The 23,685-nt window shown below is 67.4% G+C and carries 19 protein-coding genes; 14 read left to right on the plus strand and 5 right to left on the minus strand.

Features of this window, described 5'->3' with window-relative positions; genetic code table 11:
- Positions 1 to 9: 9 nt before the first annotated feature.
- Complete coding sequence (locus tag ACIQC0_RS06275) at positions 10 to 2,511, minus strand: DNA topoisomerase (ATP-hydrolyzing) subunit A (protein ID WP_400533405.1); 2,502 nt, start codon at positions 2,509 to 2,511, stop codon at positions 10 to 12.
- 77 nt (positions 2,512 to 2,588) lie between these two features.
- On the opposite strand from ACIQC0_RS06275, the gene ACIQC0_RS06280 reads away from it, so the two are divergent.
- From ACIQC0_RS06280 to ACIQC0_RS06295, 4 genes are read left to right on the plus strand one after another with little or no spacing between them, the layout of a single operon-like run.
- Positions 2,589 to 5,273, plus strand: coding sequence for a GNAT family N-acetyltransferase (locus ACIQC0_RS06280; RefSeq protein WP_400533407.1), 2,685 nt, complete (start codon positions 2,589 to 2,591; stop codon positions 5,271 to 5,273).
- A gap of 41 nt (positions 5,274 to 5,314) precedes the next feature.
- Positions 5,315 to 6,058, plus strand: a complete 744-nt coding sequence (locus ACIQC0_RS06285; protein WP_400533409.1) for a DUF5998 family protein — start codon at positions 5,315 to 5,317, stop codon at positions 6,056 to 6,058.
- A 1-nt stretch (position 6,059) separates the two neighbouring features.
- A complete protein-coding gene (locus tag ACIQC0_RS06290) occupies positions 6,060 to 7,289 on the plus strand; it encodes an alkaline phosphatase family protein (RefSeq protein WP_377215546.1) in 1,230 nt (409 codons plus the stop codon).
- A complete protein-coding gene (locus ACIQC0_RS06295) occupies positions 7,282 to 7,992 on the plus strand; it encodes a thymidine kinase (RefSeq protein WP_400533412.1) in 711 nt (236 codons plus the stop codon). The genes ACIQC0_RS06290 and ACIQC0_RS06295 overlap by 8 nt, the downstream gene beginning before the upstream one ends.
- Here the strand turns inward: ACIQC0_RS06295 and sepH are convergent.
- Together sepH and ACIQC0_RS06305 are read right to left on the minus strand one after the other, a co-directional pair.
- Entirely contained in the window at positions 7,989 to 9,332 is a 1,344-nt protein-coding gene (gene sepH / locus ACIQC0_RS06300) for a septation protein SepH (RefSeq protein ID WP_400533414.1), read from the minus strand. The genes ACIQC0_RS06295 and sepH overlap by 4 nt on opposite strands.
- Before the next feature lie 115 nt (positions 9,333 to 9,447).
- Positions 9,448 to 9,936, minus strand: a complete 489-nt coding sequence (locus ACIQC0_RS06305) for a DUF3093 domain-containing protein (RefSeq protein WP_400533416.1) — start codon at positions 9,934 to 9,936, stop codon at positions 9,448 to 9,450.
- Between the two features lie 114 nt (positions 9,937 to 10,050).
- Here ACIQC0_RS06305 and dut point away from each other — a divergent pair, with 114 nt between their 5' ends.
- The 4 genes from dut (at position 10,051) to ACIQC0_RS06325 (ending at position 12,499) form a co-directional block, all read left to right on the plus strand.
- Entirely contained in the window at positions 10,051 to 10,575 is a 525-nt protein-coding gene (gene dut / locus ACIQC0_RS06310; RefSeq protein WP_400533418.1) for a dUTP diphosphatase, read from the plus strand.
- Positions 10,576 to 10,666: 91 nt separating this feature from the next.
- On the plus strand, positions 10,667 to 11,380 hold the full coding sequence (locus tag ACIQC0_RS06315; RefSeq protein WP_377215551.1) for a DUF3710 domain-containing protein: 714 nt from the start codon (positions 10,667 to 10,669) through the stop codon (positions 11,378 to 11,380).
- A complete protein-coding gene (locus ACIQC0_RS06320; RefSeq protein ID WP_377215552.1) occupies positions 11,373 to 11,750 on the plus strand; it encodes an OB-fold nucleic acid binding domain-containing protein in 378 nt (125 codons plus the stop codon). The genes ACIQC0_RS06315 and ACIQC0_RS06320 overlap by 8 nt, the downstream gene beginning before the upstream one ends.
- A 95-nt stretch (positions 11,751 to 11,845) precedes the next feature.
- A complete protein-coding gene (locus ACIQC0_RS06325) occupies positions 11,846 to 12,499 on the plus strand; it encodes a DUF3159 domain-containing protein (RefSeq protein ID WP_400533906.1) in 654 nt (217 codons plus the stop codon).
- On the opposite strand, the gene ACIQC0_RS06330 is transcribed toward ACIQC0_RS06325, so the two are convergent.
- Together ACIQC0_RS06330 and ACIQC0_RS06335 are read right to left on the minus strand one after the other, a co-directional pair.
- Complete coding sequence (locus ACIQC0_RS06330) at positions 12,496 to 13,230, minus strand: potassium channel family protein (protein WP_377215553.1); 735 nt, start codon at positions 13,228 to 13,230, stop codon at positions 12,496 to 12,498. The genes ACIQC0_RS06325 and ACIQC0_RS06330 overlap by 4 nt on opposite strands.
- Entirely contained in the window at positions 13,227 to 13,901 is a 675-nt protein-coding gene (locus ACIQC0_RS06335) for a potassium channel family protein (RefSeq protein WP_377215554.1), read from the minus strand. Before ACIQC0_RS06335 ends, ACIQC0_RS06330 begins: the two co-directional genes overlap by 4 nt.
- Before the next feature lie 119 nt (positions 13,902 to 14,020).
- Here ACIQC0_RS06335 and ACIQC0_RS06340 point away from each other — a divergent pair, with 119 nt between their 5' ends.
- From ACIQC0_RS06340 to ACIQC0_RS06365, 6 genes are all read left to right on the plus strand, one after another.
- Positions 14,021 to 15,997, plus strand: a complete 1,977-nt coding sequence (locus tag ACIQC0_RS06340; RefSeq protein ID WP_400533421.1) for an APC family permease — start codon at positions 14,021 to 14,023, stop codon at positions 15,995 to 15,997.
- Positions 15,994 to 17,421, plus strand: coding sequence for a class I SAM-dependent RNA methyltransferase (locus ACIQC0_RS06345; protein ID WP_400533423.1), 1,428 nt, complete (start codon positions 15,994 to 15,996; stop codon positions 17,419 to 17,421). Before ACIQC0_RS06340 ends, ACIQC0_RS06345 begins: the two co-directional genes overlap by 4 nt.
- A gap of 164 nt (positions 17,422 to 17,585) precedes the next feature.
- Positions 17,586 to 20,411 carry an aconitate hydratase gene (locus ACIQC0_RS06350; protein ID WP_400533425.1) on the plus strand — a complete coding sequence of 942 codons (2,826 nt, stop codon included), beginning with the start codon at positions 17,586 to 17,588 and terminating at the stop codon, positions 20,409 to 20,411.
- Positions 20,412 to 20,538: 127 nt separating this feature from the next.
- Positions 20,539 to 22,512 (plus strand): 1-deoxy-D-xylulose-5-phosphate synthase, encoded by a 1,974-nt coding sequence (gene dxs / locus ACIQC0_RS06355; protein ID WP_400533427.1) that lies wholly within the window; start codon positions 20,539 to 20,541, stop codon positions 22,510 to 22,512.
- Positions 22,509 to 23,126 (plus strand): DUF402 domain-containing protein, encoded by a 618-nt coding sequence (locus tag ACIQC0_RS06360; RefSeq protein WP_400533429.1) that lies wholly within the window; start codon positions 22,509 to 22,511, stop codon positions 23,124 to 23,126. The genes dxs and ACIQC0_RS06360 overlap by 4 nt, the downstream gene beginning before the upstream one ends.
- Positions 23,123 to 23,683 (plus strand): hypothetical protein, encoded by a 561-nt coding sequence (locus ACIQC0_RS06365; RefSeq protein ID WP_377215560.1) that lies wholly within the window; start codon positions 23,123 to 23,125, stop codon positions 23,681 to 23,683. Before ACIQC0_RS06360 ends, ACIQC0_RS06365 begins: the two co-directional genes overlap by 4 nt.
- The last annotated feature ends 2 nt before the right edge of the window (positions 23,684 to 23,685 follow it).

Consider the following 23,685-nt stretch of genomic DNA (forward strand, 5'->3'; position numbering starts at 1 on the left):
GCCAGCAGTCTAGGCCTGATCGGGCCACGCCATGGCGGGACCCACCGCATCCACCGCCTGCGAGAGCGGTACGCCCGAGCCGTCACGTCGGCCGTGCTCCTGGGGCAGCGAGCGGGCCACCCCGGCGGCGGAGGAAGCCTTGGCAGGACCGTGGCCGGCCCAGGCCAGCAGCAGGGTGTCCTCACCCTTCAGGAACCGGTGCGCGCGGACACCGGAGGTGGCGCGGCCCTTGGCAGGGTACTCCGAGAACGCGGTCACCTTGGCGGTTCCCGGGGCTGTGCCGGGCAGGGCACCCACGGTACCGGCGATGGTGACCACGACGGCGGCCTCGTCCTTGGGAGCTACGACGCCGAAGGAGATGACGCGGTCGTCAGCGGCGAGTTTAATGCCGGCCATGCCGCCGGCGGTGCGGCCCTGCGGGCGGACGGCAGCGGCCGGAAACTTCAGCAGCTGCGCCTGAACGGTGACGAACACGAGGTCCGCGTCGTCTGCCCCGGCCGGAGCCACGCCCACCACAAAATCCTTGTCCTTCAGGGAGATGATCTCCCAGTCCTCGCGGTTGAGCGGATAGTCCGGCTGGACGCGCTTCACCACGCCCTGGGCCGTCCCGATGGCCAGCACCTCGTCCAGTGGAACGAACGCCACCAGCGACTCGCCCTTGAGCAGCGTCAGGAACTCCTTGGCGGGGACGCCCCCGGCGAGGTTGGGCAGGCCCGCCACCGGCGGCAGCACCGGCATGTCCATGACCTGCAGCCGCAGCATCCGGCCCAGTGAGGTGACCGCCGCGATTTCGCCGCGCGCCGTCGTCTTCACTACGGAGTTGTACACATCATGCTTGCCCCGGGGACCGGCCTCGGCCAGCGGTTCCTGGTTGCTGGTGCGGGCCACCTGGCCCGAGGCGGTCAGGATGGCCCAGCAAGGATCATCGGCGATTTCCAGCGCAAGCGGGGCGGCCTTGCCCTTCCTGGAGCCGGCCACCTCGGCGGCAACCGTGGGGGAGACCGCCTCGGACTCCAGCAGCACGGTGCGCCGGGGCGTGCCGTGCGCTTCGGCGATGGCCGCAAGCTCGTCGGACACCAGTGCCCGCAGCCGCTCATCGGAGCCGAGGATGGCCTCCAGCTCCGCGATCTCGCGGCGGAGTTCGTCCTGTTCCTTCTCCAGCTCGATCCGGGAATACTTGGTCAGCTGCCGGAGCCGCAGCTCCAGGATGTAGTTGGCCTGGACTTCGGACAGGTCGTAGATGGACATCAGCCGTTCACGCGCGGCGGCGGCCTCGTCCGAGGAACGGATGATCTGGATGACCTCGTCGATGTCCACGATGGCGATGAGGAGGCCTTCCACCAGGTGCAGGCGGTCCTTCTTCTTCCCCAGCCGGAAGACGGTGCGGCGGCGGACCACGTCAATGCGGTGGTTGACGTAGACGGTGAGCAGCTGGACCAGTCCCAGGGTCTGCGGCTGGCCGTCCACCAGGGTGACGTTGTTGATGCCGAAGGAGTCCTCCATCGGCGAGTAGCGGTACAGCTGCTGGAGCACAGCGTTGGGGTTGAAGCCGTTCTTGAGTTCGATGACCAGCCGCAGGCCGTGCTTCCGGTCCGTCAGGTCCACGATGTCGCTGATGCCGGTCAGCTTCTTGGCGTTGACGGCGTCCTTGATCTTCTCGATCACCTTCTCCGGGCCCACCATGTAGGGGAGTTCCGTGACTACGAGACCGGTCCGCCGCGCTGAAAGCTGCTCGATTTCCACCTTGGCGCGGGTCTTGAAGGAGCCGCGTCCCGTGGCGTAGGCGTCGCGGATGCCGTCCAGACCGACAATCCGGCCGCCGCTGGGCAGGTCCGGCCCCGGCACGAAGCGCATGATGTCATCCAGCGTGGCGTCCGGGTGGGCGATCAGGTGCCGGGCGGCGTTGATTACTTCCACCAGGTTGTGGGGGGCCATGTTGGTGGCCATGCCGACGGCGATGCCCGTCGCGCCGTTGACCAGCAGGTTGGGGAACGCCGCGGGAAGGACGTCCGGCTGGGTGAGCTGGTTGTCGTAGTTGGGGACAAAGTCCACCACGTCTTCATCGAGATGGTCGGTCAGCGTCAGCGCAGCCGCCGCCAATCGTGCCTCGGTATACCGCGGAGCTGCCGGGCCGTCGTCGAGCGATCCAAAGTTGCCGTGTCCATCGATCAGCGGCAGCCGGAGCGAGAAGTCCTGTGCCATGCGCACCATGGCGTCATAGATGGCAGTGTCGCCGTGCGGGTGCAGCTTGCCCATCACCTCGCCCACCACGCGGGCGCTCTTGACATGGCCGCGGTCCGGGCGCAGGCCCATGTCGCTCATCATGTACAGGATCCGCCGCTGCACCGGCTTCAGCCCGTCCCTGGCGTCAGGCAGCGCCCGGGAATAGATCACCGAGTACGCGTATTCCAGGAAGGAGCCTTCCATTTCGGAAGTGACATCGATGTCCACGATGTTCTCCGTGTAGGGCGTGCTGTCCACGGGAGGGGCTGAAGATTGGCGGCGTGCCATGGGGCTGGTGGATCCTTCTCGGGGGTGCTGTGCAGGGCCACGGGTGCGCTGCGGAAGTTTTTGGCTAGGCTAAGCCTATGGTGGATCGGCCCGGGGACGGCGAATATCCGGAACATTGGGAAGCCGATGTCGTCCTGCGTGACGGCGGTACGGCCCACCTGCGGCCCATCCACCCCTCTGATGCGGACGCCGTCCAGGCATTCCACACCGGCCAGTCGCAGAACTCAATCTACATGCGCTTCTTCGCCTTCAAGGCCCGGCTGTCCAGCAAGGAGCTCAAGCGCTTCACGGAGGTCGATTACCGGGACAGAGTGGCGTTCGTCATCACCATCGGCGGCGCCATCATCGGGATCGGTCGCTACGACCGGCTGGACGATCCGACTGAGGCCGAAGTGGCCTTCAATATCGCCGACGCCCACCAGGGACGGGGCATCGGGTCCATCCTGCTGGAGCACCTGGCTGCGGCGGCGCATGAAAACGGAATCCGCAGGTTCAGCGCGGAGGTGCTGCCGGAAAACCGCAAGATGCTGATGGTCTTTGCCGATGCCGGCTACGACGTCAAACGCCACTTTGACGACGGCGTCGTCAGCCTGGAGTTCAACATCGACCCCACCGAGAAATCCCGGGCGGTCATGGAGGCACGCGAGCACCGCGCCGAGGCGAGGAGCGTACGGGACCTGCTGACGCCGTCGTCCGTTGCCGTGATTGGCGCCAGCCGCAAATGGGGAACGGTGGGCTACCAGCTGCTGGAGCACATCATCGAGGGGCACTTCCCGGGCCCCATCTATGCCATCAACCCCGAAGCTCTGGAACTGGCCGGCATGCTCTCCTTCGGGAAGCTGGCCGAGGTTCCCGAGCCGGTCCAGCTGGCCGTGATCGCGGTGCCGTATGAGGAAGTTGCCGGGGTGGTGGCCGAGTGCGCAGCTGCCGGCGTGAAGGGGCTGGTGATCGCGTCCGCGGGTTTCGGCGAGGACGGCGAACGCGGCCTGGCGCGGCAGCGTGATTTGGTACGGCAGGCGCGGGCCAGCGGCATGCGGGTGATCGGTCCGGCGTCGCTGGGCATTGTGAACACCCATCCCGATGTGTCACTGAACGCCTCCATGGCCCCTGCACTGCCCGCCCGCGGGGGACTGGGGCTGTTCAGCCAGTCCGCCGCCATTGGGGTCTCACTCTACGCGGCGTCCAGCCGGCGGCGGCTGGGGCTGTCCACGTTCCTGTCCGCGGGCAACCGGGCGGACGTCTCCGGCAATGACATGATGCAGTACTGGGAGGACGACGCCGATACCTCCGCCGTGGGACTCTATCTGGAGTCGATCGGGAACCCGCGCAAATTCTCCCGGCTGGCCCGGCGACTGGCGCGCACCAAGCCGGTCATCGTGGCCAAGTCCGACGCCATGGGCCTGCGGCTGCCCCCCGGGCACGCAGTGCGCACCACGCAGGCGCCTGCCGGGGCCCTGGACGCCATGCTCCGGCAGTCCGGCGTGATCCGGGTGGAAACCATTGAACAACTGGTGGACGTGGCGCAGGTGGTCTCCGGGCAACCGCTGCCGGCGGGCCCCGGCCTGGCGCTCTTCAGCAACTCCGACGCCCTGGGCAAGGTCGTGGCGGATAGCGCTGCCGCGCACGGCCTTAACGTGTCCCGCCTGGTCACCGGCATCGACCTTGACGCCGGACAGTCCGTGGCGCTGCCGGCACTCCGCTCCGCCCTCACCGAGGCGCTTTCGGATCCGGCCGTGCATGCCGTCGTGGCCGCGCTGCTGCCGGCCCGTGGACTCACTGTGGACAGCATCGCCGGAGTCCTGGCCGAGTGTTCAGCAGCCGCCGGCAAGCCCGTGCTGGCGGCGTTCACCGGCATCCTCGACCCCTCTGTCTACGTTGAAGGCATGGTGGGCCCGGCCGGCACTGCCGTTCCCTGCTTCTCCAACCCCGGCGCCGCCGTGGCGGCACTGGCGGCCGTGGTGCGGTACGCAGAATGGTCCGCCCGCGACCACGGACACTTCGTGGAACCGGCCGGTTGCGATCCCGCCGCGGCATGGGAGGAATTGCAGGTGCTGCTGCGGGACGTCAAGGGCGAGCAGCTCATGCAGCTGGACCACGCGGCAGCTGCCTCCCTGCTGGGCCACTACGGCATCACCGTGCTGCCTTCCGCGGGCTTCACCACCCCCGACGAGGCGGTGGAAGCCGCCAACGCGCTCGGCTGGCCGGTAGCGCTCAAGACCACCGAGCCGGCACTGCGGCACCGGCTGGACCTGGGCGGGGTCCGCCTGGACATCCAGGACGCCGGCTCGCTGCGGCAGAACGTGGTGCAAATGCGCCGCGCCCTGGCGTCCTACGGCGACGCGGCCCTGGAAGTCCAAAGCATGGCGCCGGTGGGGCAGGCCTGCACCTTCAGGGCCATCGAGGATCCGCTGCTGGGGCCGGTAATTTCCTTCGGACTCGCCGGGGACGCAGTCAACCTCCTGGACGACTGGGCGCACCGGGTTCCGCCACTTTCCGCCGCGGACGTCCATGACTTTGTCCGGGCGCCCCGGGCCGCACGGAAGCTGTTCGGCTACCAGGGGCTGCCCGCCGTGGACATCGCGGCGCTGGAGGACCTGGCCGGCCGGCTGGCCTGGCTCAAGGACAACCACCCGGAAGTCGCACTGGTGGAGTTCAATCCCGTGCTGTGCGGCACCACGGGCGCGACCATCCTGGCCGCAGACGTCCGCATTGGCAACGCCGCCCAGCGCACGGACAGCGCCAGGCGGGCCATGCTCGGCTGAAGCGGTTAGCAAGTGCCCGGCCGATCTGTGAAAATGGGGGAATGAGCTCCCAGCCTCCAGCATCGGCGCCGCAAACGCCCGGCCACGAAAACCAGGCAGTCCGCCACCACAGCTCACACAGCCACACGGACCAGGGCCACAGCCTGGACGGTGCGCTGCAGAAGGCAGGCTTCTACCCGCGGCTGGTCGCCGACGTCGTGGATGACGCGCTGGACGGCCGCGACTGCCTAGCGCACCTGGTCCACCTGGAAACCCACTTCGACCGGGCCGAGGTGCGCCGCCACATTACCGTACTGGTCCTCACCGCGGACATGCTGGTGATCACGCATGTGGACGACCAGCAGCTCGACGATGCCGGCGAGCAGATCGTCGCCCAGATTTCCACCGAATCGGTGCCGGTGGCGCAGATCCGCTCCGTGGTGCTGAGCTACATGTACGCCCAGCCGCAGGACTACAAGCCGTCTGATCCCGTGCGGGAGATGACGCTCTCCATCGCCTGGTCCGGCGGGCAGCGGCTGGACATGGGACCCGCCACGTGCGGGGACCCCCAGTGCGAGGCCGACCACGGCTACAGCGGAACCATCACCCAGGAGGACATCGTCCTGCGGATCAGCGCCGAAGCGGACGGCCTCCAGGCTGTCCAGGATGCCAAGCTGTTCGCCCGAGCCCTCCGTGCCGTCAATACGGGTTCCGCTGCACCGGCGCCGCGGCCGCAGTCCCTGCCGCCGCGGCCCCGGGCCGGGGTCTTCGGCAACCGCCTCAGCCGCGGGCACCAGCAGCGCTGAGATGCCCCAGGAACCCCACACGGCCGGCAGCGCCACTGTTCCGGCAGTCCACACCCCGGACCTGCCTCCCGCCCCCGCCTATGGACGGCGTTCCGTGGCCGAAGTCTTCTCAAGTGCCGCCGCAAGCCTGGGCGTGCCGGGCTTCGCCAACGTCCTCGGCCTGCCCGACGCTTCCCGGGTCTGCGTGGTGGTGGCGGACGGCCTGGGACGCAATCTGCTGAAGCAAAAGACCGCCCACACCCCGTTCCTTCGCTCCGTCATCCAGGCGGGCCAGGGGGACATTCCCGTCTGGCTGGACTCGGCGTTCCCCACCACCACGGCGGCAGCGCTGGCCAGCCTGGGCACCGGACTTCCGCCCGGGCAGCACGGCATGGTGGGCTATGACGTCCTGGACCCGGCCCAGGACAAGGTGGTCAACCTGCTGGGCAACTGGGATCCCGGCGTGGACCCCCTGGCCTGGCAGCCGTTTCCCACCGTCCTGGAACGCGCCGCAGACCACGTAACCGTCACCACGGTCAGCCTTCCCCAGTTCGGGGATTCCCCGATGACGCGTGCCGTCCTGCGCGGTGGAGACTTCGTGTCCGGGACCACCTCCCATGCCAGGACAGCAGCCGCAGCCGAAACCATGGCTGCACCGGGCGCGTCCCTCATGTACTTCTACGTGAACGAACTGGACAAGGCGGGGCATCGCTACGGCTGCCAGTCAGCCCAGTGGGAACACCAGCTGGAGGAACTGGACGCCACCCTCAAGCGGCTCCACGCCACCCTGCCGGCCGGCACCACAATCCTCCTGACCGCGGACCACGGCATGCTGGACGTGCAGGAGCAGCAGCGGCTGGACTACTCCGCAGACCCGGCCCTGATCCAGGGTGTCCGGCACACGGCAGGGGAGCCGCGCATGGTGCACCTGTACCTGGAGCGGGACGCCGGCCCGGACGCGGCAGCCAGGCTCGCGGACGCGTGGCGTGCCCGCTTCGGCGCACGGATCTGGGCGTTCACCCGGGACGATGCCCTGGCCGCGGGCCTCTTTGGTCCGGTCCGGCCGGAAGCCGCGGGCAGGATCGGCGACGTCATGGTGGCCGCCCGTGACGCTGTGGCCTTCTACGACACCCGCCGCGTCCGGCCGGCCGCCATGGAGGTGGTGGGCCAGCACGGCTCCCTGACCAAGGCCGAACGTGAGGTTCCCCTGCTCTGTTTCCAAGCCCAGGGCAGGACAGCGCGGCGTGGCTGAGCTGGTTTTCTTCTCCGGGACGATGGACTGCGGCAAGTCCACGCTGGCGCTGCAGATGGACCACAACCACCGGGCCCGCGGGCGGGGCGGCGTGCGGTTCAGCCGCAACGACCGCGCCGGCGAATCGCGGATTTCCAGCCGGCTGGGGCTGCAGACGGACGCGGTGGAAGTGCTGGACAGCACCGATTTCTGGGATGAGGTGATGCGCCGCCGTACGCAGGGGCAGCGGGTGGACTACCTCATCTGCGACGAGGCGCAGTTCTATTCACCGGCGCAGGTTGAACAGCTTGCCAAGGTGGTGGACGAGATTGACGTGGACGTCTTCGCATTCGGCATCACCGCCGATTTCCGCACCCGGCTCTTTCCCGGCTCCCGGCGGCTTATCGAGCTCGCTGACCGGGTGCAGGTGCTCCAGGTGGAGGCGCTGTGCTGGTGCGGACGCCGCGCCACCCACAATGCCAGGACGGTCGACGGCGTCATGGTCACCGAAGGGGCCCAGGTGGTGGTGGGCGACGTGGATATGGCTGGCCCCGCTGCCACAGCGGCCGCCGACCACATCCCGGTGGTGGGATACGAAACGCTCTGCCGCCGGCATTACATGCGCCGCGTGACCGCGCACGGCGCCGCGCTCATGGCAGGGCAGGACCAGTTGCTGCCGTTCGACGTCGACGCGTGCCTGTGGCGGGGCTCAGGCGCTTTCTAGTCGGTGCGGGTACCGAACACGATCTCGTCCCAGGACGGGACGCTGGACCGCTTGGGCCGGGCCGGCTGGCGCTCGGGCACCTCGGGATCAGGCGGGGACGATGCGTTGGAGGAATTGTCGTCGTGCCGTGGTGCCGGCCGGCGTTGGCTGCCGCCAAGCAGCTCATCCAGCCCCGCGCCGCCTGAACTGCGGCCTGTGCCGCCTCCCTGGGAGCCCTTTTGCGGAGACGCCACGATGGTGATCTCCCGCGTGGCGGTGCTGACGCCGTCGTGCAGACGCAGCGATTCGTCCAGTCCGTCGTCGTCCGCTGTGTCGCGCAGCGGCGGGATGAGGCTCAGCCGGGACAGCATGGAAGGGCGGGCGTCGCGTCGCCGGATAAAGGAATCGCCCCGTCCCGGCGGGGCTTCCTGCGGCTCCTCCGGAACCTCGGGCTCCTCTTCCTCCTCTGCCACCACTTCGGAGGGACGGGGGTGGGCGGCCGGGACACCGTGGGCCAGGAGGAGCGCCAGGGCGTCGTCCGAATCCTCGTCCACACCCAGGCGCTGGCCGCGCCGTGAGCGGAGCATGTCCAGGAGCTCGTCCGGTTCGGTCCCGGCTGCCGGGTCCTCGTCGGAGCCGGCCGGCACAGGCTGCGGACCACGGGCGGGACGGGCGGCGTCGGCATCCGTCTCGAAATCGAAGGGCCGGTCCGAGACGGCGGAAAGCCGGCGGGCCGGAACCGGTCCGTCCAGCGGCTCCAGCTCGCTCAGCTGCTGCGCCCAGCGGTTGGCGTTCTGCAGTGATTTGCGGGAGGGGACGAAGGTCCACAGGGCGGGCGGCTCTTCGCCGATTCCGGCGGCCCCGGTGTTGGCTTCGAAACTGGCGGAAACGGTCCACGTGCCGTCCTGGCGGCGCCAGGAATCCCACTCCACGCCGGCCGGGTCGATGCCGTGGGCCGAAAGCCGGTGCCCCACCATGTCGGCCAGCGTGGCCGGGCTGTCACCGAATGCTGCGCGGTAGGCATCATGTCCGGGAGTGGGCGACGCCACCTCGATTTTGCGGGCCTGCTGGGCCACGTATTCGCGCTCGGCCAGCACCGGGCCCTCGTAGCGTTCCACCTTGGACAGCGGCAGCCCGGAAAGCTCAGCGACGTCCGCGGCCGTGGCACCGGCCCGGATCCGCGCCTGGATGTCCCGCGGAGACATGGGAATGGCAGGCCGCTCCACCGTTTTTTTGGCTGGTGCGCGGCTCGCCGCCCGGAGTGCTTCATCGATCGGCAGCTGGAACATCTCGCCGCCGGCACCGCTCAACAGGAGATGCGTCCCGTCGTCGTGTACGCCTACAAGCCGTAGATCCTGCATGCAAATCCTCCACCCTGGCATTACTATCAATCGAAACTCTGCCATCCGCGTGCCCGGAATTGGCTCAAGGTGCAGGGCGCGCCGCGAATTAGCGGCGGCCAGGGGCCGGGAGGCGCTAGCGGCGGGTGAGTGCGGCGGTCAGCTGATCCGGGTGCCGGGTGGACGTGAGCCAGTACGGGGTACGGTCTGCGGGGTCGGTGATCCGGATCCTGACAACGGGATCGATCCAGCCGCGGATGCACAGGTAGGCCAGGCCGTTGAGCCGGGTCCCGCGTTCGGCGGTCGCTTCGGAACCGCGGAAGGCCTCCACCTCGCCCACGAAGCGGCGTTCGATGGTGGCCCGGCCCACGGTCAGTGTCTCACCGGTGACTTCGATGGCCGGCGTGGAGGTCAGCAGGAGCACAGCGATGACGGCAAACAGCACCGCCGCGGCGGTGAAGCCCGCAGCCATGCTGATGGGGGCAAACACCAGAATGCCTGCCCCGGAGATTCCGGCTGCGATGATCCAGATCCATGCATTGGGCCACAGCTTCTCGCGGTAGATCACCCCGGTGCCGGTTGGCGGAATGCTGGGAAGGGGCGCGGCAGGGCTGGATTCGGGCATGGGGACAGCTTTTCATCTTTGGCGTGCTATTTCATCCCGGCTGCCGGCTGCGCGCCCGGGATCCCTCCCGCGCGCCTAGGTGAGGCACCACGGCCCGGGTTAGAGTGAGTGACTGTGACTGACCATTCCGCCGCACCAGGTACCGTTATCAACGACATCCCCACCGCAGACGAAGCATGGGAACCCACGCTGCAGGTGGGGCTGAAGATGCTGGATCCAGGACTGGAGGCGCCCTCCTACGCGCATCCGGGTGATGCCGGCGCCGACCTTCGCGCCCGCGAGGACGTTGTCCTCCAGCCGGGGGAGCGCAGGATGGTCCCCACGGGAGTTTCCATTGCCCTGCCGTTCGGCTATGTGGCGCTCATCCACCCCCGTTCGGGCCTGGCCACCAGGCACGGCCTGACCATCGTCAACGCCCCGGGAACAGTGGATGCCGGGTACCGCGGCGAAATCGCCGTGACCCTGCTGAATACAGACTCCTCGCAGGCGATAGAGCTGCGCCGCGGCGATAGAATTGCCCAAATGGTCATTCAGCGCGTGGAGTATGCACAGTTTGTTCCCGTGGATGAATTGAGCGGATCGGTGCGCGGCACCGGCGGGTTCGGCTCCACAGGCGGATTCGTCCAGCCCAGGACCTGACTTTCCCGGTTTCCGTTACGGCGGCAGCAACGCACGACGGCGGCACCCACCTCAGGCGGGCCGGCGCACATCACACTAAGGAGACAGCCCCATGGTCTTTGGGCTCGGCAGGAAAACCAAGAAGGAACAGGCCACTGAACCCGAGGAGTCCCTGACTGCCGCGGAGCTTTCGGACAAGGCTGCCGAAGGCGACCACCGGCGGGCCAGCGGCCCGTTCGACGAATCCGAGGTGACGGGCCGCGACGGCTACGTGGATCTGGGAGCACTGCTGGTTGCCCCCTCCGAAGGCCTCCAGCTGCGCCTCGAAGTTGAGGAGGCGACCCAGCGCGTGGTGGCCGTGACCCTGGACCTCAACGGCTCCAGCCTCCAGCTGCAGGCCTTTGCCGCGCCGAAGACCGAAGGGCTGTGGGACGAGATCCGCGGCCAGATCGGCCAGTCCGTGGGCGCACAGGGCGGCCAGGTCGAAGAAATCGAAGGTCCCTTCGGGACTGAACTCATCGCCAAGCTTCCGGCGTCGGCCGCTGACGGCAGCCAGGGCTACCGCGTGGCCCGTTTCGTGGGTGTCGACGGGCCGCGCTGGTTCCTCCGAGGTGTGCTCGGCGGTGCTGCCGCGCTGGAACGGTCCGCTGCTGAACCGCTCGAGGCGCTGTTCCGCCAGGTGGTGGTGGTCCGCGGCGAAAACCCCATGCCCCCGCGTGACCTGCTGCAGCTCCGGCTTCCCAAGGACGCCACCGCAACGCCTCCGGCCGCCGTGCCTGCCCTGCAGGAACCCGAACGCGGCCCGGAGACAACACAGATTGGCTGATCCGATGGCCACCGGGCCGGGTTCCGCGCAGCCGGACGGCGACGTCGGCTGCCTGTCCCTGGACCGCCTGCCGGCGAAGGGCCGGGTGCTGTGCTGCGGCCGGATCGAGTCGGTGACATACGTCCCGCCGGGTGAAACTCCGGCCTTCACCGCCATCGTGTCGGACTCCGCCAAGGGCAGGAAGGGCCGTGCTGCCCGCCCCGGCGGGGAGCACGGCCGGCTTCGGGTGGTGTGGCTGGGCCGCCGGCGGGTCCCCGGGATCGAACCGGGGACGGAGCTGCGGCTCGAAGGCATGCTCTCGCACAGCCGGGGCCTGCCCACCATCTATAACCCGCGTTACGAAATACTGTCCCGCCAGGAGAATGAATGACATCGTCCCAGCCCGACCCGACGCCCGGTGGCCAAAGCCACCGCGACGCTGGCGGTAACGACAGCGCCGCCGCTGACCGGCAGACGGGGACTCCCATGGCGGACATCGCGGCCGGCTATGCGGCCAAGGCCGGGCTGCACCGTACCGACGACGGCCGGGTGGACGTGCTGCGCAGTGCTGGAGGAGTCCAGGGCATTGCCGAAAGCATCGTCCCGGGACTGGTGTTCCTGGTGGTCTTCACCATCACCCGTGAATTGACCCCGTCGCTGGTCGCCGCCCTCGCGGGAGCCGCTGTCTTCACTGTGGTCCGGATTATCCAGCGGCGCCCCCTGACCCAGGCCCTGGCGGGTGTGGTGGGTGTTGGAATTTCGGCATGGCTGGCAAACACCACGGGCAAAGCCGAGGACTTCTACCTGCCTGGTTTCTTCACAAACGCCGCCTACATCGTGGCCATGGTCATTTCGATCCTGGCCAAGTGGCCCGTCGCCGGCCTGCTTTTCGGGTTCATCCGCAATGAGGGCCTGGACTGGCGGAAGGACCCGGGGCGGCTCAAGGCCTACCGGCTGGGTACCTGGATCATCGTGGCTGTCCTGGCCCTGCGGCTGGTTGTCCAGGTGCCGTTGTACCTGCTGGGCCCGGATGGACTCACCGCCCTAGCCACGACACGGCTCATCATGGGCGCGCCGCTGTACATCCTGGGCGTGTGGGTGGCCTGGCTGGTCACCAAACCTGCGCCTGCCGCCTCCTAACCGTCGAAGCCGTCATCCTCCTGGGCCTGTTGCGGCTCGGCTGCGGCTTCCCTGCCCGGAGCGGTCTCTGCCTCCTCCGCTGACAGCAGTGCCCGCAGTTCGTCCTCCGCGGCAATGGTCGTGACGAAGAACAGCTCGTCGCCGCCGTCGATGACATCATCCCGGCTGGGGGTGATGGGAGCATGGTCGCGGAGGATGGCCACCAGGGTGGAATCCTCCGGCCAACGGATGTCGCCTACCGTCTTCCCGATCACATGCGAATCGTGCGGAACGGTGAACTCCACCAGCGATGACACTCCGGTCTGCAGCGTGAGGAGCCGGACCAGGTCGCCGATCTCCACCGCCTCCTCCACCAGCGCTGTCATGAGCTGCGGGGTGTTGACGGCGACGTCGACGCCCCAGGAGTCGTTGAACATCCAGTCATTCTTCGGATTGTTCACCCGACCCACGGTCCGGCCCACTCCAAACTCCGTCTTGGCCAACAGCGAGACCACCAGGTTGACCTTGTCGTCGCCCGTGGCCGAAACCACCACGTCCGCCTCCTCGACTTTGGCGCCCTGGAGTGTGCTCAGTTCGCAGGCGTCGCCCACCAGCCAGTGCGCGCCGCGCAGCCCGCTGCGGCCGATGACCTCCGGCTTCTGGTCGATCAGCAGGATTTCGTGGCGGTGGGCCAGCAGTTCCCTGGCTATGGAGGAACCGACGCTGCCTGCGCCAACGATCACGACTTTCACTGAAACTCCTTGGCAGGTGCTTTGGCCAGGACCTGCGCCACCTGGGCGCTGCGGTCCACGTGCAGCATGGCATGGACGGTATCGCCGTCCTGGTAGGCGGTGCCGGCCTCCGGCAGCAGGCCCTCGCCAAAGCGGGTCAGGTACGCCACCCGGATGCCCGCAGCCGCCTCGATGCTGCTGATCCGATGTCCCACCCAGGCTGCGTCCAGGTCCAGTTCGGCCAGGACGAGCCGGCCGGACGGTTCGCGGAAGTCGCCGGCGAGGTGCTGTTCGGGAAGAATCCGGCGTAGGACCTGGTCTGCGCTCCAGCGGACTGCCGCCACGGTGGGAATGCCCAGCCGTTGGTAGATCTCGGCCCGGCCGGGGTCGTAAATGCGGGCCACCACGTGCGGGACGTGGAACGTCTCGCGCGCCACCCTGGTGGCCAGGATGTTCGAGTTGTCCCCGCTGGACACGGCGGCGAAGGCGTAGGCCTCGTCAACGCCTGCCTGCCGCAGAGTATCGCGGTCGAAGCCCACGCCGGTCACCTTGCGGCCGGTGAAGCCCTGCCGGAGCCGGCGGAAAGCCCGGTCGTCCTGGTCGATGATGGCCACGGAATGCCCGGCATCTTCGAGCGTGTGCGCGAGGGTTGCACCCACCCGGCCGCATCCCATGATCACGAAGTGCGCCACCGTATCTCCTCTTCATCACCGACAACGTGCTGCAGCACGAAACTCTACCGGCCCGTCCCCTGATCGCGCCCGGGGCAGGCCGTCATGACATCGCCCGGGAATCAGACTAGCTTTGTGGGGTGCTGACAATATTCAATGCCGCCAAGCGGGTGCTGGTGGGCAGGCCGTTCAGGAATGACCGGCTGACCCACACGCTGCTGCCCAAGCGGATCGCACTTCCGGTGTTCTCGTCCGACGCCTGGTCCTCCGTAGCCTACGCGCCCGATGAAATCCTCCTGACCCTGGCACTGTCCGGCGTCAGCGCTGTCGCTTTCTCGCCATGGGTTGGCCTGGCCGTCATGGTGGTGCTGCTCACCGTGGTGGCCTCCTACCGCCAAAACGTCCACGCCTATCCCTCCGGGGGAGGCGATTACCAGATAGCCAACGAGAACCTGGGCAAGTACGCCGGCCTGACGGTGGCGTCAGCGCTGCTGGTGGACTACGTCATGACCGTGGCGGTATCCATGGCCTCGGCCGCTTCCTACGTGACCACCGCAATCCCGGCGCTCCACGGCCAGCAGGCCCTCGTGGCGGCAGCCGGGGTGGCGGGACTGGCGCTGGTAAACCTCCGCGGCGTGAAGGAAGCCGGAACCCTGTTCGCCGCACCCTCCTATATCTTCATGGTGGCCATCCTGGGCATGACGGCGGTAGGGCTTTTCCAGGCGTCCACCGGCACCCTGGGCCAAGCGCCGTCGGCGGCGTTCACCATTGTTCCGGCCCCCGGATTCGACGAAGGGCTGATGGGCCTGGCCGGTGCGTTCCTGCTGTTGCGTGCCTTTTCCTCCGGCGCTGCAGCGCTGACCGGCGTCGAAGCCATCAGCAACGGGGTGCCGAACTTCCGTCCGCCCAAGAGCCGGAACGCTGCCACCACCCTGCTGCTGCTGGGCCTCCTCAGTGCCGTCATGTTTGCCGGGGTCATCTACCTGGCGAACGCCACCAAGGTCCACATTGTGCTGGACCCGGCCACGGAGTTCCTCCTGGACGGCAAACCGTTGCCCGAGGGGTACATCCAGAACCCGGCCATCAGCCAGATCGCCCAGACCATTTTCGGGGCCGGATCCCTGCCGTTCTATCTGGTGGTGGCCGCTACCGGCCTCATCCTGGTCTTCGCGTCCAACACGGCCTTCAATGGCTTCCCGGTCCTGGGCTCCATCCTTGCCCAGGACGGCTACCTGCCCCGCCAGCTCCGCACCCGCGGTGACCGCCTGGCGTTCAGCAACGGAGTGCTGGCCCTGGCTGCCGGCGCGCTGGTCCTGATCCTGGCGTTCAACGCCGACGTCACCAAGCTCATCCAGCTGTACATCGTGGGCGTCTTTATCTCCTTTACCGCCAGCCAGCTGGGCATGATCCGGCACTGGGGCAGGAAGCTCAAACTGGCAAGGGACAAACCCACCCGGCTGCGCATGGCCAAGTCGCGTGCGATCAACAGCGTGGGCTTCGGCATGACCGCGCTGGTGCTGGTCATCGTAGTCGTCACCAAGTTCGAACAGGGCGCCTGGATCACGCTGATCGTCATGCTGGGCCTGTTCCTGATGATGTGGAGCATCCGGGCGCACTACGACAACGTGGCCAAGGAACTTGCCGTGGACGAGGATTCGTCCCCGCGGGCCCTGCCCACCCGGGTGCACGCGGTGCTGCTCGTCTCGCACGTGCGCAAGCCTGTCCTGCGGGCCCTCGCCTACGCCCGCGCATCGCGCCCGTCCAGGCTGGATGCGGTCACCGTGGACATCGATGCGGAGGAGACGGCCGGTACCGTGGCCGACTGGGAGAAGCTCGGGATCCCGGTGCCGCTGACGGTCCTCGCCAGCCCGTACCGGGAGACGGTGACGCCCATCATGGAGTACATCAAACAGATGCGGCGCGATTCACCCCGCGACCTGATCGTGGTCTATATCCCCGAGTACGTGGTGGGTAAATGGTGGGAGCAGCTGGTCCATAACCAGACGGCACTGCGCATCAAGACCCGGCTGCACTTTGAACCAGGCGTTATGGTGGCCAGTGTTCCGTGGCAGCTCAAATCATCCGAAGAAGCCAAGAACATGCAGGACGTGCAATGACCTCCCACATCCCCTCCACCAACGGATCCCGGACCGATGGTCCCGCCGGCGCAGTCCGCGAAGCCGTCCTGGATATCGGGCCCGTGGCCCACGGCGGGCACTGCGTCGCCCGCGACGGCGGCCGGGTGGTCTTCGTCCGGCACGCCATCCCGGGCGAAAAAGTCCGGGTCCGGTTCACGGACGCCGAAGACAGTGCCAAGTTCTGGCGCGCCGACGTCGTGGAGGTCCTGGAAGCCTCCCCGGACCGTGTGGAGCATTTCTGGCACCCTGCAGACTCCGGGCGTGCCTGGTCCCACGGGCACCCGCCGGTAGGCGGCGCTGAATTCGGCCACATCACCCTGCCCCGGCAGCGGCGGCTGAAGGCTGAGGTGCTGGCTGAGCAGCTGAGGCGGCTGGCCGGCGTCGACCGCCTTCCGTCCGGCGCGGACCTTTCCGCCGGCGGCGAGGGAATCACCGTGGAGGCCGTGGGCCGTACGCCCCGGCAGGAAGGAGCGTCCGACGGCGGCGGGGGCCTCGGGTGGCGCACCCGGGCGAGCTTCTCGGTCACACCGTCAGGCCGGCTGGGCATGCACGCCCACCGCTCCGACCACATCGTTCCCATGCGGGAGATGCCGCTGGCCAGCGATGCGATCAACGCGCTGCGGCTGTGGGATGCAGATCTGCAGGGCATCGAGCGCGTCGAGGTTGCGGCGCCGGCCAACGGGAGCCGGCCGCTGGTCCTGTTGGCACCAGTGCAGGGCATGAAGGGCAAGCGGCTCAGCGCCGTCGTCGCGGCCCTGCCGCAGGACGTGTCCGTGGCAACGTTCGACCCGGCCACTGAAGAGGTGCGCCAGGTCCGGGGCCGCACCTGGGTGCAGGAAACCGCGGCGGGACATGAATACCGCGTGACCGGGGCGGGGTTCTGGCAGATCCACCGCGACGCGCCCGGGACGCTTGTGGGTGCGGTCACAGATTTCCTCGGCAACGGCGGTTTCCTCCGCCCCGGCTCGGTGGTGGCAGACCTCTACGCCGGCGCCGGCCTGTTCACTGCCGTGCTGGCCGACGCAGTGGGCGAGACAGGCTCCGTCCTTTCCGTTGAAGGGTCGCCCGGAAGCAGCCGCGACGCACGCAAGAACCTGCACGCCGCGCCGCAGGTGGAGATTGTGCAGGGCAGGGTGGAACGGGTCCTCCGCCAGCAATCGCGGGACTTCGACGCCCTCATCCTGGACCCGCCCCGGGCCGGGGCCGGCAAGGCCGTCGTGGGGCAGCTGGTGGCATCGGCACCACGGGCCATCGCCTATGTTTCCTGCGACCCCGCTTCATTTGCCCGGGACGTTGGCTACTTCCGGCAGGCGGGGTGGGAGCTTTCGGGGCTGCGCGCGTTCGACCTCTACCCGCACACCCACCACCTGGAGACCGTGGCACTGCTGACTCCCGCGCCATGATGCCGGAGGTGGTTTTCGACTACGATGGCCGTAGTAGTCCCACGTCGCGCCCGTAATCACGGCCGGCCGTGTGCAATTTTCGGGCCCGAACTAATTAGGGCGTCCTAACTAGCAGGCGGTCAACCGCGCGACAAAGATGAAACTGTTGCGAGAGGAGTCCTGCGATGAGCACTGTGGACAGCTTCGGTTCAAAAGGCCAACTTAATGTAGCCGGAACCGAATATGAAATTTTCCGGTTGAACTCCGTTGAAGGTGCAGAAAACCTTCCGTTCAGCCTCAAGGTATTGCTTGAAAACCTGTTGAGGACCGAGGACGGCGCGAACATCACTGCCGATCACGTTCGCGCCTTGGCAGGCTGGGATCCCAACGCCCAGCCCGATACAGAAATCCAGTTCACGCCTGCCCGCGTGATCATGCAGGACTTCACCGGTGTCCCCTGCGTGGTGGACCTGGCGACCATGCGTGAAGCGGTCAAGGAACTGGGCGGCGACCCCAAGCGGGTCAACCCGCTGGCGCCTGCCGAGATGGTCATCGACCACTCGGTCCAGATCGACGCCTTCGGCAACTCCGGCGCACTGGAGCGCAACATGGAGATCGAATACCAGCGCAACGGGGAGCGTTACCAGTTCCTGCGCTGGGGCCAGACCGCGTTCGACGACTTCAAGGTGGTTCCCCCGGGAACCGGCATCGTCCACCAGGTCAACATCGAATACCTGGCGCGCACCGTCATGACCCGTGAAGTGGACGGCGCCCTCCGCGCCTACCCCGACACCTGCGTGGGCACCGACTCGCACACCACCATGGTCAACGGCCTGGGCGTGCTCGGCTGGGGCGTCGGCGGCATTGAAGCCGAGGCGGCCATGCTCGGCCAGCCCGTCTCCATGCTGATCCCGCGCGTCGTGGGCTTCAAGCTCAGCGGCAGCATTCCCGCAGGCGCCACCGCAACCGACGTAGTGCTGACCATCACCGAAATGCTGCGCAAGCACGGTGTGGTGGGCAAGTTCGTGGAGTTCTACGGCGAAGGTGTGGCCGCCGTGCCGCTCGCCAACCGCGCCACCATCGGCAACATGAGCCCCGAATTCGGTTCCACCGCCGCCATGTTCCCGATCGACGACGTCACCCTGGACTACCTGCGCCTCACCGGCCGCTCGGAGCAGAACGTCGCCCTGGTGGAGGCCTACGCCAAGGAACAGGGTCTCTGGCACGACCCTTCCCGCGACATCAAGTTCTCCGAGTACCTGGAACTGGACCTGTCCACGGTTGTTCCGTCCATCGCCGGCCCCAAGCGCCCGCAGGACCGCATCGAACTGACCGAGGCTAAGGACGAGTTCCGCCACGACCTCAAGAACTACGTCTCCCACGAAGCGGACGCCGGCACCCTGGACGAGTCACTTGAGGAATCGTTCCCCGCTTCCGATGCACCGTCCTTCACCGCCGGAGCCACCCACATCTCCGACACCGACCGTGAACCGCCGAAGTATTCGGCAGCGCATGGCGGCGCGGGACGCATCTCCAAGCCCGTGCCGGTCAAGATGGCGGACGGACGCGAGTTCGAGCTGGACCACGGAGCGGTAACCATCGCCTCCATCACGTCCTGCACCAACACGTCCAACCCGTCCGTCATGCTGGCCGCCGCAGTGCTTGCCCGCAACGCCGTCGAGAAGGGCCTGACCGCCAAGCCGTGGGTCAAGACCTCTGTTGCCCCCGGATCCAAGGTTGTCACGGACTACTACGAGAAGTCCGGTCTGACCCCCTACCTGGAGAAGCTGGGCTTCTACATCGTTGGCTACGGCTGCGCCACCTGCATCGGCAACTCCGGACCGCTGGAACCCGAGATCTCCGAGGCCATCCAGGCCAACGACCTCGCCGTTTCGGCCGTCCTCTCGGGCAACCGCAACTTTGAAGGCCGCATCAACCCGGATATCAAGATGAACTACCTGGCCTCCCCGCCGCTGGTCATCGCCTACGCCCTGGCCGGATCCATGGACTTCGACTTCGAAACCGATGCGCTCGGTAAGGACGAGGCCGGCAACGACGTCTTCCTGAAGGACATCTGGCCTAATCCGGTTGAGGTCCAGCAGGTCATCGACTCCTCGATCGACAAGGACATGTTCACCAGGGGTTACCAAGGCGTTTTCGAGGGTGACGAGCGTTGGAAGGCGCTGGACACCCCGGCCGGCGACACCTTCGCCTGGGATCCGAACTCCACCTACGTCCGGAAGCCCCCGTACTTCGAGGGCATGCAGGCACAGCCCGAGCCGGTCAAGGACATCACGGGCGCCCGCGTGCTCCTGAAGCTGGGCGATTCGGTCACCACCGACCACATCTCCCCGGCAGGTTCCTTCAAGTCCGACACCCCGGCCGGCCAGTACCTGCTGGCCAACGGCGTCGAGCGCAAGGACTTCAACTCCTACGGCTCCCGCCGCGGCAACCATGAGGTGATGATCCGCGGTACGTTCGCGAACATCCGCATCAAGAACCAGATCCTGGACGGCGTCGAGGGTGGCTTCACCCGCGACTTCACCCAGGAAGGCGGCCCGCAGGCTTACGTCTACGATGCTGCGCAGAACTACCAGGAAGCGGGAACCCCGCTGGTGGTCCTGGCCGGCAAGGAATACGGTTCGGGTTCCTCCCGCGACTGGGCTGCCAAGGGTACCGCCCTGCTGGGCGTCAAAGCCGTCATCGCCGAGAGCTACGAGCGCATCCACCGCTCCAACCTCATTGGCATGGGCGTCCTGCCGCTGCAGTTCCCGGCCGGTGAGAACGCCGCCAGCCTGGGCCTGTCCGGCACGGAAACCTTCTCTGTTGAGGGCGTCACCGCGCTGAACGAGGGCACCACGCCGAAGACCCTCAAGGTCACGGCCACCGCCGAAGACGGAACCGCCACGTCCTTCGATGCCGTCCTGCGCATCGATACCCCGGGCGAAGCGGACTACTACCGCAACGGCGGCATCCTGCAGTACGTCCTGCGCCAGATCTCCGCCAACTAACGGATCCCGCCAGCAGGCACCCTTTACCGAAGCCCCGGCCGGTCACCGACCAGCCGGGGCTTCGGCTTTGCACCCAAACCAAGGCGTTAGAGTTAAACGGCACGTCTACCACCCGAAGGAGGGGTCGTTGGGAATCTTGGACACCATCCGGAATCCGCAGGACCTGAACGAGTTGTCCGAAGAACAGCTGTCACAGCTGGCTTCGGAGATCAGGGAGTTCCTGATCACGAACGTCTCCCAGACGGGCGGGCACCTCGGACCGAACCTGGGCGTGGTGGAACTGACGCTCGCCGTGCACCGCATCTTCGACTCGCCGCGGGACAGCATCGTCTTTGATACCGGACACCAGTCCTACGTGCACAAGCTGCTGACCGGGCGCCAGGATTTCAGCACCCTCCGCCAGGAAGGCGGACTTTCCGGCTACCCCTCGCGCGCCGAGTCGGAGCACGACATTGTGGAGAGCTCGCACGCCTCCTCATCCCTGTCCTGGGCAGACGGCATCTCCCGCGCCCGCCAGCTCACCGGCCAAGGCGACCGGCATGTGGTGGCCGTGGTTGGCGACGGCGCCCTCACCGGCGGCATGGCCTGGGAAGCCATCAACAACATCGCGGCGGACAAGAAGCGCCGCGTGGTGATCGTGGTCAATGACAACGGCCGCTCCTACGCACCCACTGTTGGCGGCTTCGCCGACTACCTCGCGTCGCTGCGCCCCACCATCGATTCCTTCCGCGCCGCCCCTGCGTACGAGGTGGCCCTGGACTGGTGGAAGAAGAAACTCCAGAACGGCGGCCCCGTCGGCCAGTTCACTTACCGCAGCCTGCACGCCATGAAGAAGGGCATCAAGGACTGGTGGGCGCCGCAGGGCATGTTCGAGGACCTCGGCATGAAGTACATCGGCCCTGTGGACGGGCACAACCTCCAGGCCATGGAGCACGCCCTGTCCACGGCGCGGAACTATAACGGGCCGGTCATCGTGCACGCCATGACGGAGAAGGGCCACGGCTACGCCCCGGCCCGCGCCCATGAGGCGGACCAGTTCCACGCCGTCGGCATCATTGACCCCGAAACCGGGGAACCCACCGGCAGCGGCGGAGCCCAGTCCTGGACGTCCGTCTTCGCGGACGAAATCGCGGACATCGCCGATGAGCGCGAGGACGTGGTCGGCATCACCGGCGCCATGCTCATCCCCGTGGGCCTGCACAAGTTCGCGGCCCGCCACCCGGACCGGGTGATCGACGTCGGCATCGCCGAACAGCATGCCCTCACCTCAGCCGCCGGGATGGCATTCGGCGGCCTGCACCCTGTGGTGGCCGTGTATGCCACCTTCCTAAACCGGGCTTTCGACCAGCTGCTCATGGATGTGGCGCTGCACAAGGCCGGGGTGACCATCGTCCTGGACCGGGCCGGAGTCACAGGCCCTGACGGTGCCAGCCACCACGGCATGTGGGACATGGCCATGGTCCAGATTGTGCCCGGCCTGCACCTTGCCGCGCCACGTGACGCCAGCCGCCTGCGTGAAGAGCTCCGCGAGGCCATGGCCATCACCGACGCCCCCAGCGTGGTCCGCTTCTCCAAGGGATCGGTAGGCGCAGAAATTGAAGCGATCGAGCGGCTCAGCGACGGCGTGGACGTCCTGGCCCGCCGTCCCGCCGGATCCACCGACAACGACGTCCTGATCGTCAGCGTGGGCGCCATGTCCGAACTGGCGCTGGATGTCTCCAACCGTCTGGGCGCCCAGGGCATCAGCACCACCGTCGTTGATCCGCGCTGGGTCCTGCCCGTGCGGCGTTCGATCGTTGCATTGGCCTCGCACCACCGCCTGGTGGTCTGCATTGAGGACGGCGTGCGCGCCGGCGGCGTGGGATCGCGCATCCGGCAGGAAATGCGCGCGGCCGGAGTAGACACAGCCTTGAACGAAGTGGGCCTGCCGGTCGAATTCCTGGACCACGGCACGCGCAGCCAGGTCCTGGAGCGCGTGGGCGTCACCGCCCAGCAGATTACGCACGACGTCGTTGCGCAGGTTCTGGGAACAAAGGTTCCCTTTGCGCGCCCCCTGCCCGGGCAGCAGCACCCCACGACCGGCAGCCTTCCCATCCTGTGAGGGGCGAGGCGGAACTCAAATACCCCGGGGTGCTGGGTGAGCCCGCCGGCCCCGGGCACCCGGGCGCCACGCGGGTGCCGGAAGGACTCCGGCCCGGCCAGTTGGTCGTGGCGCGGAACCGGAAGTGGAACGGCAAGGCGCACTGGGTGGTGCCGGGCCGCTACCTGGGGGAGGACCGGCATGGCTGGTGGATCTTCCAGGGCACCAACGAATTCTGTTCACGCCCCGGGGCTGCGTTCTACACGCAGTCGGACGCAGTGCTGCTCATACCCCGCGAAGGACAATGGGTGGCTACGTTCTACGATGACGCCCACCCCGGCGGAGTCCGCGTCTACATCGACCTTGCCGTCGCCCACGAGTGGCAATCCATCCGGCCCGACGTGATGGAATTCCATGTGATCGACATGGACCTGGACGTGGTGCGCACCTCGGGTCGCGGCGTCTTCATCGACGATGAGGACGAGTTCGCCCAGCACCGGGTGGCCATGGACTACCCGCAGGAGCTGGCCGGACAGCTCGAGGCGGCAGCAGACCAGCTGTTAAACGCAGTGAAGGCACAGTACGCACCGTTCGACGGCACCGACGCCGAATGGTTTACCAAAGGACGCACATGAGCGGCATCATCAGGGTTTACCGGCGCGACGACGAAGGTGTCCTGCACTTCCGGGAGGCCTGGTTCGATGAGGACTACAGCCAGTTCGTGATGAACTACGGCGTGGTGGGACACCAGAGCAAGACCGAAGAGACGGACGTGCCCGATGCCGGCGCCGCGGAGGGCCTGCTGGATGCCTTCGCCGCACAGTGCGCCGAGGACGGCTACAAGGAAATCCCGGACGAGGAGCAGTCCTGGGTGGTTGCCCAGTTCGCCCTGAAGACCCGGGAGGGCACGGACCGCGACCGCTACCTCCAGGAAAAGGCCACCGATGCGCTGATCAGCCACCTGGCCTGGCGTGGCCTGGGCACCGTGGAACGTTCGGAATTCACGGACTACAAGCTGAACATCTTTTGCCTGTCTCCGGAAGTGAGCAAGGCCGTGAACGCCATCAAGGTGTGCATCCGCGGCGAGGACCTGGATTTCACCAAGCTCAGCATCGGCGCCGCACCGTTCGGGGAGCCGGACCGGTTCAAGCTCAAGCACTCGGCCAAACCAGCAAACAGCTTCAGCCTTTAGGA

Origin of the sequence: Pseudarthrobacter sp. NPDC092419 (assembly GCF_044755045.1) — a bacterium.
In the GTDB taxonomy this organism is placed as follows: Bacteria; Actinomycetota; Actinomycetes; order Actinomycetales; family Micrococcaceae; genus Arthrobacter.

Bases quoted from the DNA above. Each gene is read 5' to 3' on its own strand.
- ACIQC0_RS06275 (WP_400533405.1), bottom strand. From the start codon at position 2,511: ATGGCACGCCGCCAATCTTCAGCCCCTCCCGTGGACAGCACGCCCTAC.
- ACIQC0_RS06280 (WP_400533407.1), top strand. From the start codon at position 2,589: ATGGTGGATCGGCCCGGGGACGGCGAATATCCGGAACATTGGGAAGCC.
- ACIQC0_RS06285 (WP_400533409.1), top strand. From the start codon at position 5,315: ATGAGCTCCCAGCCTCCAGCATCGGCGCCGCAAACGCCCGGCCACGAA.
- ACIQC0_RS06290 (WP_377215546.1), top strand. From the start codon at position 6,060: ATGCCCCAGGAACCCCACACGGCCGGCAGCGCCACTGTTCCGGCAGTC.
- sepH (WP_400533414.1), bottom strand. From the start codon at position 9,332: ATGCAGGATCTACGGCTTGTAGGCGTACACGACGACGGGACGCATCTC.
- ACIQC0_RS06305 (WP_400533416.1), bottom strand. From the start codon at position 9,936: ATGCCCGAATCCAGCCCTGCCGCGCCCCTTCCCAGCATTCCGCCAACC.
- ACIQC0_RS06315 (WP_377215551.1), top strand. From the start codon at position 10,667: ATGGTCTTTGGGCTCGGCAGGAAAACCAAGAAGGAACAGGCCACTGAA.
- ACIQC0_RS06325 (WP_400533906.1), top strand. From the start codon at position 11,846: ATGGCGGACATCGCGGCCGGCTATGCGGCCAAGGCCGGGCTGCACCGT.
- ACIQC0_RS06345 (WP_400533423.1), top strand. From the start codon at position 15,994: ATGACCTCCCACATCCCCTCCACCAACGGATCCCGGACCGATGGTCCC.
- ACIQC0_RS06350 (WP_400533425.1), top strand. From the start codon at position 17,586: ATGAGCACTGTGGACAGCTTCGGTTCAAAAGGCCAACTTAATGTAGCC.
- ACIQC0_RS06365 (WP_377215560.1), top strand. From the start codon at position 23,123: ATGAGCGGCATCATCAGGGTTTACCGGCGCGACGACGAAGGTGTCCTG.